Origin of the sequence: Bradyrhizobium sp. cf659, from assembly GCF_900113725.1 — a bacterium.
In the GTDB taxonomy this organism is placed as follows: domain Bacteria; phylum Pseudomonadota; class Alphaproteobacteria; order Rhizobiales; family Xanthobacteraceae; genus Bradyrhizobium.
In genome coordinates this window covers 79595-96446 of sequence record NZ_FOQJ01000007.1, presented here as the reverse complement: position 1 = coordinate 96446, position 16852 = coordinate 79595, and the positions used below count along the sequence as shown (strand labels likewise).

Annotated in this window: 17 protein-coding genes and 1 pseudogene; 6 read left to right on the top strand and 12 right to left on the bottom strand. The window is 64.1% G+C overall.

The window, feature by feature from the left end; genetic code table 11:
* Positions 1–22 precede the first annotated feature (22 nt).
* Positions 23–1516, top strand: coding sequence for an ABC transporter substrate-binding protein (locus tag BM118_RS26210; protein ID WP_092188750.1), 1494 nt, complete (start codon positions 23–25; stop codon positions 1514–1516).
* A gap of 283 nt (positions 1517–1799) precedes the next feature.
* On the top strand, positions 1800–2108 hold the full coding sequence (locus BM118_RS26205) for a GIY-YIG nuclease family protein (protein ID WP_092189143.1): 309 nt from the start codon (positions 1800–1802) through the stop codon (positions 2106–2108).
* Positions 2109–2819: 711 nt separating this feature from the next.
* Here the strand turns inward: BM118_RS26205 and BM118_RS26195 are convergent.
* On the bottom strand, positions 2820–3197 hold the full coding sequence (locus BM118_RS26195; protein ID WP_092189141.1) for a hypothetical protein: 378 nt from the start codon (positions 3195–3197) through the stop codon (positions 2820–2822).
* A gap of 8 nt (positions 3198–3205) precedes the next feature.
* Positions 3206–3379 carry a hypothetical protein gene (locus BM118_RS41725; protein WP_177234701.1) on the bottom strand — a complete coding sequence of 58 codons (174 nt, stop codon included), beginning with the start codon at positions 3377–3379 and terminating at the stop codon, positions 3206–3208.
* A gap of 184 nt (positions 3380–3563) precedes the next feature.
* On the opposite strand from BM118_RS41725, the pseudogene BM118_RS41720 reads away from it, so the two are divergent.
* Both BM118_RS41720 and BM118_RS26175 read left to right on the top strand, forming a co-directional pair.
* A pseudogene (locus BM118_RS41720) lies at positions 3564–3746 on the top strand (ABC transporter substrate-binding protein); the annotation flags it as partial.
* A gap of 419 nt (positions 3747–4165) precedes the next feature.
* Positions 4166–4396, top strand: coding sequence for a hypothetical protein (locus BM118_RS26175; RefSeq protein ID WP_092188742.1), 231 nt, complete (start codon positions 4166–4168; stop codon positions 4394–4396).
* A 611-nt stretch (positions 4397–5007) separates the two neighbouring features.
* Here BM118_RS26175 and BM118_RS26170 read toward each other — a convergent pair.
* The 10 genes from BM118_RS26170 to BM118_RS26125 all read right to left on the bottom strand — a co-directional run bounded on the left by BM118_RS26170 (position 5008) and on the right by BM118_RS26125 (position 14808).
* A complete protein-coding gene (locus BM118_RS26170; RefSeq protein ID WP_092188740.1) occupies positions 5008–6561 on the bottom strand; it encodes a hydantoinase/oxoprolinase N-terminal domain-containing protein in 1554 nt (517 codons plus the stop codon).
* Positions 6562–6567: 6 nt separating this feature from the next.
* Entirely contained in the window at positions 6568–7674 is a 1107-nt protein-coding gene (locus tag BM118_RS26165) for a DUF917 domain-containing protein (RefSeq protein WP_092188738.1), read from the bottom strand.
* The gene (locus tag BM118_RS26160; RefSeq protein ID WP_092188736.1) at positions 7671–8357 is read right to left on the bottom strand and encodes an AroM family protein; all 687 of its coding nucleotides are present in this window, start codon (positions 8355–8357) and stop codon (positions 7671–7673) included. Before BM118_RS26160 ends, BM118_RS26165 begins: the two co-directional genes overlap by 4 nt.
* Before the next feature lie 2 nt (positions 8358–8359).
* Positions 8360–9445 (bottom strand): ABC transporter ATP-binding protein, encoded by a 1086-nt coding sequence (locus tag BM118_RS26155; protein ID WP_177234700.1) that lies wholly within the window; start codon positions 9443–9445, stop codon positions 8360–8362.
* Positions 9442–10506, bottom strand: coding sequence for an extracellular solute-binding protein (locus BM118_RS26150; RefSeq protein ID WP_092188732.1), 1065 nt, complete (start codon positions 10504–10506; stop codon positions 9442–9444). The genes BM118_RS26155 and BM118_RS26150 overlap by 4 nt, the downstream gene beginning before the upstream one ends.
* Before the next feature lie 29 nt (positions 10507–10535).
* Positions 10536–11402 carry an ABC transporter permease gene (locus BM118_RS26145; protein WP_177234699.1) on the bottom strand — a complete coding sequence of 289 codons (867 nt, stop codon included), beginning with the start codon at positions 11400–11402 and terminating at the stop codon, positions 10536–10538.
* Positions 11403–11410: 8 nt separating this feature from the next.
* Positions 11411–12286, bottom strand: coding sequence for an ABC transporter permease (locus BM118_RS26140; protein WP_092188728.1), 876 nt, complete (start codon positions 12284–12286; stop codon positions 11411–11413).
* Positions 12283–13065 carry an IclR family transcriptional regulator gene (locus BM118_RS26135; RefSeq protein ID WP_092188726.1) on the bottom strand — a complete coding sequence of 261 codons (783 nt, stop codon included), beginning with the start codon at positions 13063–13065 and terminating at the stop codon, positions 12283–12285. Before BM118_RS26135 ends, BM118_RS26140 begins: the two co-directional genes overlap by 4 nt.
* A 181-nt stretch (positions 13066–13246) precedes the next feature.
* Positions 13247–13873: an alpha/beta hydrolase gene (locus BM118_RS26130; RefSeq protein WP_092188724.1), complete on the bottom strand. Its 627-nt coding sequence runs from the start codon at positions 13871–13873 to the stop codon at positions 13247–13249.
* Positions 13870–14808, bottom strand: a complete 939-nt coding sequence (locus BM118_RS26125) for a ring-cleaving dioxygenase (RefSeq protein ID WP_092188722.1) — start codon at positions 14806–14808, stop codon at positions 13870–13872. Before BM118_RS26125 ends, BM118_RS26130 begins: the two co-directional genes overlap by 4 nt.
* A 128-nt stretch (positions 14809–14936) precedes the next feature.
* On the opposite strand from BM118_RS26125, the gene BM118_RS26120 reads away from it, so the two are divergent.
* A complete protein-coding gene (locus BM118_RS26120) occupies positions 14937–15866 on the top strand; it encodes a LysR family transcriptional regulator (protein ID WP_177234698.1) in 930 nt (309 codons plus the stop codon).
* A 496-nt stretch (positions 15867–16362) separates the two neighbouring features.
* Positions 16363–16839, top strand: a complete 477-nt coding sequence (locus tag BM118_RS26115) for a hypothetical protein (RefSeq protein ID WP_092188720.1) — start codon at positions 16363–16365, stop codon at positions 16837–16839.
* Positions 16840–16852 lie beyond the last annotated feature (13 nt).

Here is a 16852-nt window from a genome sequence, read left to right as displayed (position 1 = left end):
TGAGAAGGCAGGGGAGTTACGCATGTTCAGGAAACTATCCATCGTCGCACTCACTGCCGCGTTTGTCGCGGCGCCGCTGCCGGTGCTGGCACAAAGCAAGAAGGACAGCGTCGTCATGGCGATGACGCTGGAGCCGCCGGGGCTCGATCCGACCAACGCGGCGGCGGCCGCGATCGCCGAGGTCACGCTCTACAACATCTACGAGACGCTCACCAAGATCAACGAGGACGGCACCAGCTCGCCGCTGCTGGCGGAGAGCTGGACCGCGTCACCTGACCTGAAGACCTACACCTTCAAGCTGCGCAAGGGCGTCAAATTCCACAATGGCGAGCCGTTCGATTCCGCGGCGGTGAAGTTCTCGTTCGAGCGCAACGCCGCGGCGACCAGCACCAACAAGGACAAGAGCCTGTTCCAGGCTTTCGAGAAGGTCGAGACGCCCGACGCCGACACCGTCGTGATCACGGTGAAATATTCCGAGCCGAACCTGCCGTTCCTCCTTGGGCAGGCGAGCGGCTCGATCGTCGAGCCGAAGAGCGCGGCGACCAACGTCACGCAGCCGGTCGGGACCGGGCCGTATCAGCTCGGCGCCTGGGCCAAGGGCTCCTCGATGACGCTCAACAAATGGGCGGACTACCGCAACGCCGCGGCGATCAAGCTGTCGAAGGTGACGATCCGCTTCATCTCCGATCCGGCCGCCCAGGCCGCGGCGCTGCTCTCGAATGATGTGGACGCGTTTCCGCGTATCGCGACCCGCGTCGTTGCTCAATTCAAGTCTGATCCGCGCTTCACGGTGCTGATCGGCGGTTCCAGGGCCAAGACCATCGTTGCGATCAACGAGCGGAAGAAGCCGCTCGACGATGTCCGCGTTCGCCGCGCCATCCTCGCTGCGATCGACCGCAAGGCATTGATCGACGGCGCCGTCGAGGGGTTCGGCACGCCGATCGGCAGCTTCTACACGCCGGGATCGCTCGGTTACGTCGACACCACCGGCATCAACCCCTACGATCCCGAGAAGGCCAAGAAGCTTCTGGCTGAGGCAGGCGTCACCACGCCGCTCGAGCTGTCGCTGAAGCTGCCGCCGCCGCCCTATGCGCGGCAGGGCGGCGAGATCGTCGCAGCCCTGCTCGCCAAGGTCGGCATCGTCGCCAAGATCGAGAACGTCGAATGGGCGCAATGGCTGTCGCAGGTGTTCGCGCCCAATGGTCCGCATAATTTCGACCTCACCATCGTCAGCCATGTCGAGCCGTTCGACCTCGTCAAGATCACCGAGCCGGATTACTATCTCGGCTACAACAACGAGGCGTTCAACGCGCTCTACAAGCAGATCGTGTCGACCCCGGATGAAGCCGCCCGCGCAAAACTGCTCGGCGACGCCCAGCGCATGCTGGCGACCGACGCCGTCTCCGCCTACCTGTTCCAGCCGCAATGGCCGACTGTCACCAACAAGAAGCTGAAGGGCGTCTGGAAGGAAGTCCCGCAGTTCGAGAACGATTTCTCGGCCTGGTATTGGGAGTAGGGGAGCGGGGGCACGCGGCCTTAGCGCCTGAATGCAGATCTAACACCGTTACCCCCGCGCAACGGCGAAGCCGTTGTCGCTGGAGGTGGCCGCTTCTTCAGCGGCCCTCGAAGGATGACGGGGTGAGAAGGTCTGTCGCCCCGAAGCGCACAAAACGAAGTAATAGCAGCTGCGCACTCAAAAGTTGCATCGTCACGCATTGACAACAAGCACGCGGCCGTCATCCTGAGGTGCGAGCCGCGCGGTGCGCAGCATCGCGCGGGGAGCCTCGAAGGATGATGTCGTGGGCATCTACGTCTACATGCTGCGCTGCGCGGACGGCTCGTTCTACATCGGGAGCGCTACCGGCGAGGATGTGTCGAGGCGCGTCGACGAGCACAATGCCGGTGTCTATCAGGGATACACCTATTCGAGACGCCCGGTCGTTCTCGCGTGGTCGCAGTATTTCGATCGGATCACCGATGGCATTGCGGCCGAGCGGCAACTGAAAGGATGGAGTCGCGCCAAGAAGGAGGCGCTCATTCGTTCGGATTGGAAATCGGTGAGCCAATTTGCCCGCAGGCGCGCGGGAGCGCCCAGGTGCAAGGAGTGAGCGCGAGTTCGGCCGCATCGCGGCCGTCCATCCTTCGAGGCTCGCCCGGCAGCGCAGTCGCGCTGCCGAACTCGCGCCTCAGGATGACGGGATGAGGAGCGTGCTCAACATCGCGCTCGTTAAGGAACTGGTTACCCGTCACTGGCACCATTTGCATATAGCTCGTCGCCATACGCGGCAGCGCATTCTAAGAACGCTTAAATATTTCGACACGCCCGGTTGGCGGTCTCTTTCAGGAGAGGCCAATGTTTAAGGGCTTTGCGGTGGCAGTTGTGGCGCTGATTAGCACAGCGCAAGTGGATCGATACCTAACCAACGGTCGGTACACCGACGCGGCCATAATCATGCTGCGGCAGATCAGGCACGCGTTTGGGTTTTGAGATACCCTTGGGGACAATTTTTAGGCGCGTTGATGGAAGGCATCTTGTGGACTGATCTCGACGCGGATGAGCAACGCGCCCTTGCGATATTGGGAGCCGGACTTTCTATCGAGCTGTGTGACCCCTTCGCTCTCCTGACTTTAAGGCGGCTCGGTCTGATCGTAGGCACTCATTTGACGGCTGCCGCGCACGAGTTGCGGAGGGGCGTTGTTCTGGACGAACTCAGGCGCGTGATTGCATGATGTAACCAAGCGCACGGCCGCGAACAGGCGGTCGAGAGTCCTCGCCAACGATAAGCGGGATGCAGGATCGCTTAGGTCGTTGGTATCGGTCAGTCATGCCCTGTGTTTGAGCTGGAGATGATCCTGGCACGCCATCGCTCTTCAAAAGTGTCAGGGCCCTCTTTCAGTGCCAACGCTCGTGCATCCAGGAGATTGCCGGGCTTGCCAGCTATGACAATGCCTGTCGCTTCTCCGCGAGCACCGAGTTTGGGGGACCGCTCCAAAGGCCATTCCAGCAATGCTTTCGACAGCATGGCCTTACCCGCGTACCAGCATTTTCGTCCGTCGATGAGACGATAGGACCACCATTGCCCTTGCGGATTTGGCGGCATTGCGGTGCTGCATTGTTGCTTGGCATGCACGCTGGTCGTTTCGAGCGATGCAGCAATGCAAACGGTTAAAGCAAGCGATTGAAGCGGTTTGCTCATGGGCGCGCTCAATTGGCCTGTTGCTGCAATCGACTTACGGCAACGATCAAGGCAGGCCGTTCGAGGACTTCCACCAACTTTTCAAGGATAAGCGCGTTATCCTTGGGGCAGGGCTGAAGGTATTCTTCCAGTATGAGTTGCGCGTCGCTAATCGCTTCCAGGGCTAATTGCTGATCAGTCATCACTGCTTACTCATCAATTAGTTGCGCCAGGAAAGCGAGCGGAGAGAGAAATCAAGTCAGCTTTGAGGAATATCCCCGCTCTTCTTTTCACTTTTTATTTCAAGTTCTCGGCTTCCCACTGTGTGTCTCGGTGTCGTCGGGGCTAATGTTGCGCAAATAGTCCCGCGAGGGCGTGTCGCGAGCGAGGGGCACGGCGACCAACGTCGCGCAGTCGGTCGGGACAGGGCCGTACCAACTTGGCGCCTGGGCCAAGGGCTCCTCGATCACGCTCAACAAACGGGCCGACTACCGCAACGCCGCGGCGATCAAGCTTTCGAAGGTGACGATCCGGTTCAACTCCGATCCGGCCGCCCAAGCTGCGGCGCTGCGTTGTGATCAACGAGCGGTCTGTATCTCAATTCCCACACTTGCGAGCAAAAGAGATCCGTTTGTCGCTTTTCGAACAGACGGAAAAAGCCGGGTCCGTTCCAATTCCCCAACGATTGAAGAACAGTCATCGGTTGGGGGAGACGAAATGGAACGTTCCCTGTTAATTGAGCTGGCGCGCGATAAATATGTCGAGCGTTGCAAGCAACGGGCCTTCGATCATCTGGACCGAGGCGATCTCAAGAACGCGGTCGCCTCGTTTGTCGGCAATATGAACGCGCGTCCCGATTGCGAACTGCCGTCCTACTTGGCAACGCTTGGCGCTTTGCTGCTGACGGCGAACGATGCGTTCGGCTGGAGAACGCTGATTAAAGGATTGAGGTGATGATCCGATAAACGCGGGCGTTGGGAGGTGTGGAGATGGCGCACTACCGAGCTCTCCTTTTGGATCAGCACCACCACGTTATAAGCGTAGCGAAATTGCAGTGTGCCGACGAGCAGGAAGCACGAGAACGTGCTGCGCAACTGGTTGATGTCAACGACGTCGAGCTATGGCAACTCGATCGCCGTATTGCGGTCTTTGAGGCCCCCGCAAGCCGAACCTCGCAGGCGGCGAGAAGCGAAAAGTCGCAGCGCCCCAGGGAAAAATGAAGCAGCTTGTCAGTGCGCGAATTCTTCAGTGCATCGAGACTTTCGCAGCGTACCGATGCGAGCGAACGTCGAAGGGGCGCCGATCTGTAAGGAAGTCCCGCAGTTCGAGAACGATTTCTCGGCCTGGTATTGGGAGTGGGAGAGCGAGAGCACCCTCGTCGTTCGAGGCGCGAAGCGGCCCGTCGCTGTGCCCTCTCCCCTTGTGGGAGAGGGCGGCTCCGCTCGTAGATGCGGACTCGCTTGGGTGAGGGGTCTGTCTCCGCACACGAATCTCGCGCGATGAATTCGCGGAGAGAACCCCTCATCCGGCGCTTCGCGCCACCTTCTCCCACAAGGGGAGAAGGAAGATGAGATTTTGACGATTTCGGAATAATGGCAATATACCCCTGTTTTGCCCGACGGGTCAAACGGCGCGGATGCCCGTTGCTGCGCCCCTCCCTCTTGTGGGACAGGGCAGCGACGCCGGTAGACACGGGCTCACTTGGGTGAGGGGTCCGTCTCCGCCTCGTGGCTTGCCCGCGTAAGCCGTTGATTCCACTATCCCCGGCTACTGTGCATGGGGTTGTTTTCGCGCTTTTTATTTCGCGAGGGTCGTCATGCCCGGGAGGCGCTTACGCCGCCGCCGGCAGATCCGGATCGGCGATCGCTCCCGCAACACGCACGCGCACACGCAGCGCGTTGCCGGGTAGATACGCGATCGGCATGTCCTCGACGTCGACGGTCTTGAGGCTGTCGCGCGCGGCGCCAGCCTGGACGGCGCGGTCGGCTGCGATATCGCGCGCGGCGGCGATCGCATCCTCGCGGCTGAGATCGCGGAACACCTGGTCGGCTTCGCCGCTGACCTGCGCGATCGCAGCGCCCACCGCGTTGGCGCAGTCGCCGTGCGGCACGCGCACGATCTCGGAGATGCCGGGCAGGCGGTCCGGCACCAGGAAGGCGCCGCCGCCGACCGCGAGCAGCGGCACGTCGCCGGCTTCGGTCTTCATGCGGTCGATGTCCTCCTCCAGCTTGCGCCAGGCATCGCGCAGCGCCGCCTCGATCAGGCGCTTCGGCAGCTTGGCGACGCGCGAGCGGTCGCCGATGTCGATCAGGCCGGCCGCAACCGCAATGTCGGTGGCGGTGAGGCGCGATCCGCCGAACACAAGCGCATCCGTCGTCAGGCGGTAGCCGACGCTGAGCGGACCGACGCGAACCGGGTCCTCGTCGACATGGCTGCCGCCGCCGAGCCCGATCGACAGCAGATCGGGCATCCGGAACAGCGTGCGCACGCCGCCGACCTCGACCACGGCATTGGCCTCGCGCGGGAAGCCGTGACGAAGCTGGCCGATGTCGCTCGTGGTACCGCCGACATCGACGACCATGGCATCGTCGAGGCCGGACAGATGCGCGGCGCCGCGCATGGAATTGGTGGCGCCGGAGGCAAAGCTCATCACCGGGAAGGCGGTGGCGATTTCGGCCTGCATCACGGTGCCGTCGTTTTGGGTCAGGAACAGCGGTGCATCGATGCCGCTGTCGGCGATCGCCTTGCGGAAGGCCGCAACCGTGGTGACCGCGAGATCGTGCAGGGAGGCATTGAGGAGCGCGGCATTCTCGCGCTCGAGCAGGCCGATGCGGCCGAGATCGTGCGACAGTGTCACCGCGACATCAGGACAGATGTCCGCGAGAATATCCCGCGCTGTCGTCTCGCAGGAGGGATCGAGCGGGGAGAAGCTCGAGCACACCGCGACCGAGCGCAGACCCTTGTCCCTAATTTTTCGCGCGGCTTCCTTCAGCCCGGCGGTGTCGAGCGGCATGAACGGGCGGCCGTCATAATCGTGACCGCCCTCCAGCATGAAGATTTCGCCGTTGACGAGCGCGGCGAGATCCGCCGGCCAGTCGCAGAACGGCGGCAGCGAGGCGCTCGCGGGCATGCCGATGCGGATCGCGCCGATCTTCTGCACGTGACGGCGCTGCACCACCGCATTGATGAAATGCGTGGTGCCGATCACGACCGCATCGACCTTGATCGCGGCGGCCGGCTCGGCACGCAGCGCCTTGAGCGCGTCGAGAATGCCCGAGGTGACGTCGGCGGTGGTCGGACGCTTGACGGAATGGACGACCTTCTCGTCGACGATCAGCACGGCGTCCGTGTTGGTGCCGCCGACATCGATGCCAATACGCTTCATGGGATCTTAAGCTCCAGCCTCTGCGGGCGCGAAGAGAGAATGGTAGTCGAGGTCGTAGCCGAAGGCGCGGGGGCCGACGAATTCGAGGCCCCGCGGACTCGTCAGCACGGCCGGCGCCGGCAGGGCCACGACGGTGACACGCTGGCCGTAGCGCACGGTCTCGGTGCCGACGCCGTGGCCGTTGACGCTGTCGAGCACGCAGATCAGGTCGGGCGACGTCGCGATCGCTTCCGTGCCGCGCCAGGCCACGATCCATTCGTTCTGGAACGAGAGCACCAGGCGGCTGCCGCGATCCGCATCGCTGCCCTCGATCATGGCCGAGCCGCGCAAAAATCCTTCCGTCGTGCGCCGGGCCACGTCGATGATCTTGCCGGTGAACAGCTTCTTGCCGCCTTCGGTCGAAAGCAGCGCGGCGATCGGATCCTCGTGACGACGATTTGCCTCCTGCACGGCGCGGCCGATGCGGATCGCCTTGGTGGTGGTGAAGTGGATGCCCCAGTCCTTCACCTCGCGCCCCGTGCGCGGCGCCTTGCTGGTGGACGCGATCGAGCCCATCTCGACGCAGATCTTGCGGCTTGCCCGCTCCATCCACTTCCAGCTCGGCACCTTGGTGACGACGGCCTCGATGCCGCGGGGATCGTAGAGGGTGCAGGGATAGGGACGCAGGTCCCCGATCGCGACCGAGGTCATCTGGGCCTCGGGGAAGGCGCGGCCCATGCAGTCGGCGTCGACCACGGGGATACCCAGATGGGCGGCTGCCATCAGCGCCTGCACGCCGTTGCCGCCGCCGATCTCGACCGACATCACGGCGCGGAACTTGATGCTGTTGATCTCCTCCTGCATTCGCACGGCACGCGCGATGTTGCGGCTGTCGGCGAGGCGCTCCTGTCCGACCAGCGGCGCGCCCATGTTGGAGACCACCGCGACCCAGTCTTCGTCGTCGAGGTCGAGCGGCGACATCAATTGCACGCGGTGCCCTTCGGCATAGAGCCGGCGCAGATTGAGCAGGCCGAGATAGGGGCTGCCGCCGCCGCCGGTGCCGAGAATCCAGGCGCCGACCGCAAGCGCCTCGATCTCCTCGAGGCTGATCGTCTTCAATTCCACCTTGCTCACGACACCAGCTCCTCGACGATGCGGGCCGCGGCGGCAATGCCGAGGATCACGGGGCCGGGATAGGCCGTGCGCACACGCGCCTTGTTGGCGCTGGTGTAGCTGATGCAATCCATCACCACGAGATCGGGCTCGAGGTCCGCCATCGTGCGTGCGGCTTCATCGACGACGGCATCGCTCGAGCCGGGACGCAGCGTGATGCCGACGACTTCGACGCCGTCGCGCTGCCATTTCTTGTCGATCAGCGTGGTCTGCTCAGGCAGCGGCGAGAAAACGCCGAGCCGGCCCTTCGGCAGCACGGCCTCGACGAGATTATGCAGGATGGCCGAGGGCAGGATGACGAGGCCGTCGGCCGCGAGATTGGGGAATTTGCCGGTGCACGCCATCAGCGTCACGCCGACGCCCTCGTGCTTGAAGCGGGTGATCTGCTGGCTCGCGCGGCGCTCGACCTCCTTCTTGCTGATGGTGACGCCGTCGCCGTTCGGCAGCAGCGTGAACAGCGTGTCGTATCCGTCCATCGGCGGAATGGCGTCGATCTCGGCGCGGCTCATGCCGTCGAGCGCGCCGCGCAGCTCGATCTCGATGCCGGGCGACAGCACGGCGGCGATTTCCGACGCAACGGTCGGGCGCGGGCTCTGGCCGATCACGACCACTCCGATGCGCTGGTGCTTCAATGGCATGTTCATGTCTAGTCCTTCAAGACGACGAGATCGGCCGGCGTCCAGTCGAGCGTGACACCGTTGCCGGGAACGAACAGGCGGCTCGTGCCTGCATTGGGCTGTTGCACGAGGACGCGATGGCCGCCCTCGAGCGTGATGCGGTAGAGCACGGCGCCGCCGAGGAAGTTGGTGTTCTCGACGATGCCGTGGGCGGAGCTGCCGGCTGCGGGGGCGGCGTCAGCGCGCGGGGTGAGACGAATCTTTTCGGGGCGCAGCGCCACCGAGAGAACGCCGGTGCCTTGCGCCTCGGTGGGCGGCAGCGCCAGGATCAGGCCCTTGCCGACGTCGAGCGCCGAGGCGACGGTGCTCGTCGTCTTGCGTTCGCCGCGAAAGATGTTGGTGTCGCCGATGAAGTCGGCGACGAAGCGCGTCGTGGGCTGGTTGTAGATCTCCGTCGGCGTACCGACCTGCTCGACGCGGCCGCCGTTCATCACGGCGATGCGGTCGGACATCGCCAGCGCCTCTTCCTGGTCGTGGGTGACGAAGACCAGGGTCAGGCCGAGCTTCTTCTGGAGCTGCTTGAGCTCGAATTGCATCTGCTGGCGCAGCTTCTTGTCGAGCGCGCCGAGCGGCTCGTCGCAGAGCAGGACGCGCGGCGCGATCACGATGGCGCGGGCGAGCGCCACGCGCTGCTGCTGGCCGCCGGAGAGCTGGGCGGGGCGGCGGTCCTCGAGGCCGGACAGCTCGACCATGGCGAGCGCCGCCTTCACCTTGGCCGCGATGGTCGCCTTGTCGAGCCCGCGCATGCGCAGGCCGAAAGCGACGTTCTCGGCGACGGTGCGATGGGGAAACAGCGCGTAGTTCTGGAACACCATGCCCATGTCGCGCTTGTGCGCGGGCACATGGGTGATGTCGGCGCCGTCGACGCGGATCGCGCCCGCGCTCGGCGTCTCGAAGCCGGCGATCATGCGCAGCGTCGTGGTCTTGCCGCAGCCGGACGGGCCGAGCAGGGAGAAGAACTCGCCCTGCCTGATGTCCATGGCGACCGCGTCCACCGCGCGCACGCCGCCGTCATAGACCTTGCTGACGCCGGCGATCTCGATCGACGCGCTCATGCGCGGAAGATCCGGTTGACGCGCTGGTCGATCTCGTCCTTGCGCTCGTTGTACCACTTCCAGTCGACCTGGATCAGCTTCGAGACCTTTTCCGGCGTGGTCAGCAGCTTGGCGTCATACTTGGCGTCGAGCTTCACCTTCTTGTTGGCCGGCGAGTACCACACGGTTTCCGCAAGGCGCTTCTGCACCTCGGGGCGCAGCATGTAGTTGACGTAGGCGTTGGCAAGCTCCTTCATCTTGCTGCCGGGGGTGATGGTCAGGACCTGCTCCAGCGACAGCACGCCTTCGCTTGGCGAGACGAAGTCGGTCGGCTGGTTCTGCCCGTCATAGCGGTAGATGCCGGAATCGTGGATGACACAGAGGCCGACTTCGCCCGACAGCAGCATCTTCTCCATCGCGCCGGTGAAATCGACGATCTTGATCGGCTTGAGCTTCTCAAGCGCGGCATAGGCCGCATCGAGGTCGGTCTGGCCCTTGCCGAACAGCGTGCCGCACATCATCAGGAAGGCCTGGCCGAGGCTGTTGACGGGAATGACGTAGCCGCCGCGGACGCCGTTGTATTTCGCGTCCCACAGCTCCTTCCAGGAGGTGATGTTGCCATAGCCCTTGTCGGTGCGCAGGCCGAGCCCGATGGCGCTGGTGAAGATCGAGACGCCGACGATCTTGTCGCTGACGGCGTAGGGATAGACGTCGGCGAGGTTCGGCACGAGCTCGGGATCGATCTTCGGCTCGACCAGGCCCATCTCGGCCGCCGCCCACTGCTCGTTGGAATTGGTGTGCAGCACGTCGTAGATCGGCGCGGAGCGCGAGCTCGCCTGGAGCTTCGGCAGATAAGGGAAAGCGGAATCGGTCTGGAGCTTGCACTTGAATTCGCTCTCGAAGGCGGGGCCGATCTCGGCCTTCATGATCTCGCCCCACTTGCCGCCCCAGCCGGTGATGCGCAGCGTCGGATCGTCGGCGCGCGCGACATAGGGCGCGGCGATCGTGCCGATGCCGAGCGAGGCGCTCGCGGTCAGAAAGCGGCGGCGGCTGAGCCGTGAGGATCCCAGAGCTTTCATCATGTCTCGATTCCTTCGGGTGTAATGAGCGGTTACAATTTGACGTAGGAGCGTAGGCCGACCGTGCGGTCGAGCCCGATGACGACGACAAAGGCGAGGACGATCGAGACCACGGAAGCAGCCCCAATCGTGCCGTCCAGATCGAACTTGAGATAGTTGAACAGCGTGACCGGCAGCGTCTCGTTGCCCGGGCTGACCAGGAACAGCGACACCGGAAACTGGTCGAAGGAGACGATGAAGGCGAAGATCGCGCCCGCCAGCACGCCCGGCTTGATCAGCGGCAGCGTCACCTCGAAGAAGGTGCGCAAGGGACTTGCGCCGAGGTTCTGTGCCGCTTCCTCCAGGCGCGTGTCGAAATTATGCAGCACGGCGAGCGTGGTGCGCACCACGTAAGGCAGCGTCACCAGCGTATGGCCGGCGACGAGGCCCCAGGTCGGACGTCCCACATCGAGCAGCACATAGGTCTGGAACAGCGCAAGGCCCGTCAGGATCGCCGGCAGCATAAGGGGGGAGAGCATCGTCGCCACGATCAGCCGCGTGCCCGGCAGATTGCCGCGCGCGAGCGCAAGCGCTGCGGAGGCGCCGAGGATCGTTGCCGATACGGTGGTGAGGACCGCGACTTCGAGACTGAAGCCGAGCGCATGCATGAAATCGCGCGAGGCGAAGAACTTCTCGAACCAGCGCAAGGACACGCCGACCGGGGGAAACTGGATGAAGGGCGTCGGGTTCAGGGCGAACACGACGACGATCGCGATCGGTGCCAGCAGGAAGATGAGGATGGCGATGTTGACGGCGAGATAGAGATAGCGGCCGTAATGCCTGACGCTTCCCGCCGTCCGCGCGGGAGCCGCCTGCCGGGCCGCCGCGAGCGAGGGGCCGTGCGAAGCGGTGGTGTGCATCGTCGGCCTCACTGCAATTCGCGCTGGCCGGAGACGAGGCCGAGCGCGCGGTTATAGGCGACGACGAGCCCGAGCGAGATCATCAGCAGGACGATGCCGAGCGCGGCGGCGAAGCCGACGTTGAAGTTCGCGGAGATCTGCTGGTAGATCAGGATCGGCAGCGTCATGATCTGGAAGCCGCCGAGCAAGATCGGCGTGACATAGGCGCTGATCGCCAGCGCGAAGACGAGCAGCGAACCGGCGAGAATGCCGGGCAGGCTCAAGGGCAGTGTCACCTCAAGGAAGGCGCGCAAGGGGCTTGCGCCGAGATTTTCCGCGGCCTGCTCCAGCCGCTCGTCGATGCGGCCGATCACGCCGGTCAGCGTCAGAACCATGAAGGGCACGTAGATGTGGACGAGGCCGACCACGATGCCGGTCTCGGTGTACATCAGCTTGAGCGGCTGGCTGATGACGCCGAGCGACATCAGCGTCTGATTGACCACGCCCTTGTCGGAGAGCAGCGTCATCCAGGCGAAGGTGCGCACCACGATGCCGGTCAGCATCGGCGCCAGCACCGCCATCAGCAGCAGCGCGTGCCCGGTGCGGCTCTTGATGCGCGCCATCCAGTGCGCCAGCGGATAGCCGATCGCGAGCGCGACCAGCGTGGTTACGAGCCCGATCCGGATCGTGGTCCAGATCACCTCGAGATAAAAGGGATCGTCGATCATGCGGGCGTAGTGACGCGTGGTGAAGGCGACCTTCGGCGCCACCACCGGATTTCCGGTGAGCACGCTCATCAGCGCCATCAGCCCGATCGGCAGGAAGAAGAACAGGGCAAACAGCAGCGCGCTCGGCAGAATGAAGAGCGCAAGGCCGTTGGGACGCTGGGGCGCGGCGCTGCTCATCGCGTCCCCGTCTGGACGCGCGCTGTATCCTGATCGAGCGGATCGCCGGTCATGCGCCGCAGTTTTGCGGCCATCGCCGCCAGCTCGCGGCGGACATTGGCGCGCTCTGCGGCGGTGGTCGCCTGCACCGAGTAGGACACCGCGATTCCGATCATCTCGCCGGTCTCGCCGCTCTTCAGCGCAAAACCTTGCGAGCCCACGCCTTCGATCGATTCATCGGCGGCCTCGGACACGCCGGTGCGGCGGATCTCGTCCATGCGCGCCATCAACTGCTTGAAGTTCTGCGGCGAGTTGCGCGGCAGCTTCGGATAGGTCGCGGGCACGCGCGCGCGAATATCCTCGTCGGTGAGGCGGGCGAGCATGGCGCGGCCGTTGGAGGTGGCGAGCGCCGGCGTGCGCTGGCCCGGCGGATTGACGACGCGCAGGGGATTCGAGCCCGGCACGATCCTGAGCACGACCTGCTCGTAGCCGTCGAGCACGGCGATGTAGCCGGTGTGCCCGGTGCGGGCGCAGACCTCGCGCAGCTCGCGCTCGGCCATGCTGATGAGATCGTCATGAGCGCGGTGCAGCCGGCCGAGCTCGAAGGTGAGGAGACCCGGCCGGTAGCGGCGGGTGTGCGGGTCCTGCTCGAGCAGGCCGCAGTCGCGCAAGGACCGCAGCAGCCGCGAGGTCGAGCTCTTCGGCTTGCCCGTCAGCGCCATCACGTCCGCGAACGACAGATCCGGCCGCGCGCTGGAAAAGCAGCGCAGGATCTCGATCGCGTTGGTCAGGGCGCTCATGAAGGTCGGTCCAAGGCAGTTCCAAATTCCGGAACCTTGTCCCAAATTCTAAGCCTGACGCGGAAACGGGCAAGCGGAAATTTCCGGCAGGGTGGTGCCCGATTGCGCAGATGCGGCGGAAGGTCGCTCGCCGGATTTCGAAACGGCGCGCCGCGGATTGGCGGCGCGCCGTGTCTTGGGATCAGGCCGCTTCCGCGGCGACGTTGACGATCCAGTCGCGGGCGAGCGTCACGTCGGCTTGCGACAATTGATGGCCCGCCGGCAGGACCTTGTGAGTCACGCCGGCACCTGCCTGCGACAGCAGCGCAGCGAGCCGTGCCGAGTTGCTGGCCGGCACGATCGGATCGGCCTGCCCGGACAGGAGCAGGACCGGCTTGCCGCTGAGCTCCGCCTTGGGCGGATCCGACAGCGGCACCATGGCGCGCAGCAGGATCGCGCCTGCGAGCACGTCCGGCTGCAGCAGCAACAGCGCGGCTGCGATGTTGGCGCCGTTGGAGAAGCCGACAGCAACCGGCGCGGCGATGCCGTAGCGCTGCCGCGCCTCGCTGACGAAGTCGCCGAGCTCGCGTGCACGCCGGCGCACGTCGTCCTCGTCGAACACCCCTTCGGCGAGGCGGCGGAAGAAGCGCGGCATGCCGTGCTCGAGCACGCGGCCGCGCGGCGAGAGCAGGGCCGAGCCGGGCGAGATCATCTTGCCGAGCCCGAGCAGGTCGTTCTCGTCGCCGCCGGTGCCGTGCAGCAGCAGGAGCGGGGCCGAGCCCGCGCTGGTCGCGGGCTCGAAGCGATGGATGAATGCACTCTCGGTCATGACACGCTCTCTTCCAGGCTCGGCAATACGCCTTCGATCTGCTTGCGGTGTTGTTCGAGGAAGCTCGGCAGCTTCAGGTCGCGTCCCAGCGTCGCCACGGGTTCGTCGACAGCGAAGCCGGGGATATCGGTCGCGATCTCGAACAGCACGCCACCGGGTTCGCGGAAGTAGATCGAGCGGAAGTAGTTGCGGTCCCTCTGCTCGGTCGGATGCAGGCCGTGATTGCTCACGAGCTTTTGCGCCATCTTACCCTGCTCGGCATCGTCAGCCGCGCGGAAGGCGATGTGGTGCACCGAGCCGCCGCCCTGATGGCCGCGCAGAAAGCCCTTGGCCTCATAGATGTCGACGACGCTGCCCTCGACATCGCCCGGCGCCTTGAAGCGGATCACCGAGCCTTCGCGTCCCGTCTCCTTGAAGCCGAACACGTCGGTGAGGACGGCTGCCGTCTTCGCCGCGCTGTCGAGCAGCAAGGTCACGCCGTGGAAGCCGCGAATCGCATGCTCGGCCGGCACGTCGCCATTGCTCCAGCCCGGCTCGTTCTCGGCACCGGGAATGCCGACGAGCGCGAGCGCCATGCCATCGGGATCGGTGAACGGCAGCACGGACTCGCCGAAGCGCTTCTCCAGCGCCTCGTAAGGAATGCCCTTCTCGGTGAAGCGCTGCGTCCAGTAGCCGAGCGAGCGCTGCGGCACGCGGAAGGCGGTCTGATGGGTCTCGCCGACGCCGCGGCGCCCGGCCGGCACGCCGGCCCAGGGGAAGAAGGTCAGGATGGTGCCGGGGCGGCCGGTCTCGTCGCCATAATAGAAGTGATAGGTGCCGGGATCGTCGAAATTGACCGTCTTCTTGACGAAGCGCAGGCCGAGATCCCGGGTGTAAAAGCCGAAATTCCTGATGGGGTCGCCGGCGATCGCGGTGACGTGGTGCAGTCCAGACATTGTCGTCCTCCAAATTCGGGGAGCGGTCTTGCTCTGGCCGGAAATATCGTTCCGCTTTGGATTGGAGACAATCCATGCAAATATGACCTCTATGTCTACGATTTGGAAACAATCGCTGGAGCGGGCGCTTGGATAAGGTCGCCAGCCTCCGGGCCTTCGTGAAGGTGGTCGAGAGCGGCAGTTTTGCCGAAGCGGGCCGCCAGCTGCGGCTGTCGCGCTCGGCGATCAGCAAATACATCGCCGATCTCGAGGAGAGCCTCGGCGTCCAGCTTCTGAACCGGACCACTCGCCACGCGAGCCCGACCGAGAACGGCCAGCGCTATTTCGAGCGCGCGGTCGTGATCCTCTCGGAGATCGAGGCGGCCGACCAGGCGGTGGCGCAGCTTCAGTCGGCGCCGCGCGGCTTGTTGCGCGTCAACGCGCCGATGTCGTTCGGCACCATGCGGCTCGGGCCGGTGCTGGCCGACTTCATGACGCGATATCCGGAGCTTCAGCTCCAGATCGTGCTCAGCGACGATCTGCTCGATCCCGTGCAGGATGGGTTTGACGTGACGCTGCGGATCGCCGAGCTGGAATCCTCCAGCCTGATCGCGCGCAAGGTCATGCCGGTGGCGCGCATGATCTGCGCCTCGCCCGATTATCTTGCGCGTCACGGCACGCCGAAGCATCCGCCGGACCTGCGCGAGCACGCTTCGCTGACCTACGGCTTCCTTCTCACCGGCAATCAGTGGAAGCTCACCGGCGCGGACGGCGATCACTGGATCCAGCCGGCCTGGTCGCTCTGCGTCAACAACGCCGAAGTGTTGCGCGACGTCGCGATCAAGGGCAGGGGGCTGGCGCTGCTCCCGGAGTTCATCGCCGCTGATGCCTTGCGGAAGGGCGAGCTGCGAACGGTGCTGGATGATTATTCGGCGCCGCCGCTCGCGCTCTATGCGGTCTATCCGCCGACGCGGCATCTGTCGGTGAAGGTACGGCTGTTCATCGATTTTCTGGTCGAGCGTTTTGGGCGCGAGGAGGGGACAGGCGGCGGGCGCAGACGTGCGGAGGCTGGGTCGTGAAGCCATGAATCTGCCGGGCTACGGTGCGCTAGAGTTCACTGGCCCCAACATCGGCTTCCGCCTGGCAGCGATCTGTTGCGATGAGCCAAGAAGGCGAACTACACGGTGGCCAGTCCAGGGATTTACGCCCTAGAAAATGGTGGGCGGCATGGGTTCTATTCATCCGTCAGCGTTGGTGACAGTAATTCCTCGGAATTGCTTTTCCGCGAACGATTGGAAGAAGTCCGGCGACCAGCAAAGACCATGAGGATTGTGCCTTTGCTGAGAGTCCCCGCGCTGTGGCTGGATACGATTATACCGTAACGGAAACCTGAACTTTCTTCCCGTCGCTTGGGACTCATAATTGCGTCCCGACTTTGCGCCTTAGGACAGAGTGCTTCAGCCGCTGCCGGGGCGTTGCCAAGGGCTCTCTTCCGTGCCACCGCGAAGAGCCGGGGCATGACGAGTAGCTCGCCAGCACTTCTCAACTTGATTTCAACAAGCGCAGGAGGAAGCTATGCGGAAGTCTCTCACCTTTTTCCTTTCTGGCGTGATATTGGCCGTCGCGGCGTCAACAGCCGTAGCCGGTGAGCGGGTGCTCGAGTTCAAGCTGGTTACGAAGCCGATCGACCTCAAGGTCATAGAGGCCGCAAACGTCGAAGGACAGACGGTTGCGTCTGGCAAATTCTTTGGTGTGGCCGTATTCAACGATGGCCGTATCGGAGTGAAAGAGTTCGTCAATACTTCGGACCTGCTCAAAGGGTCGGGCCCCTTCTTCGGCTATAGCACCTACACGTTCGAGGAAGGCTCGATTACGGCGCGCTACACCGGTTCGGCCAAAGACGGCAAATCGACGGGCGAATACACAATCCTGTCGGGCACAGGTGCTTATGCGAATGCCACGGGTACGGGCACAATCGAAAGCGCTCCGAACCCATTCAAAGGAGTCAACCTGCTAAACATAAAGCTCGTCGTTAAAACTCCGGGCTCGTGACAGCTATACACAG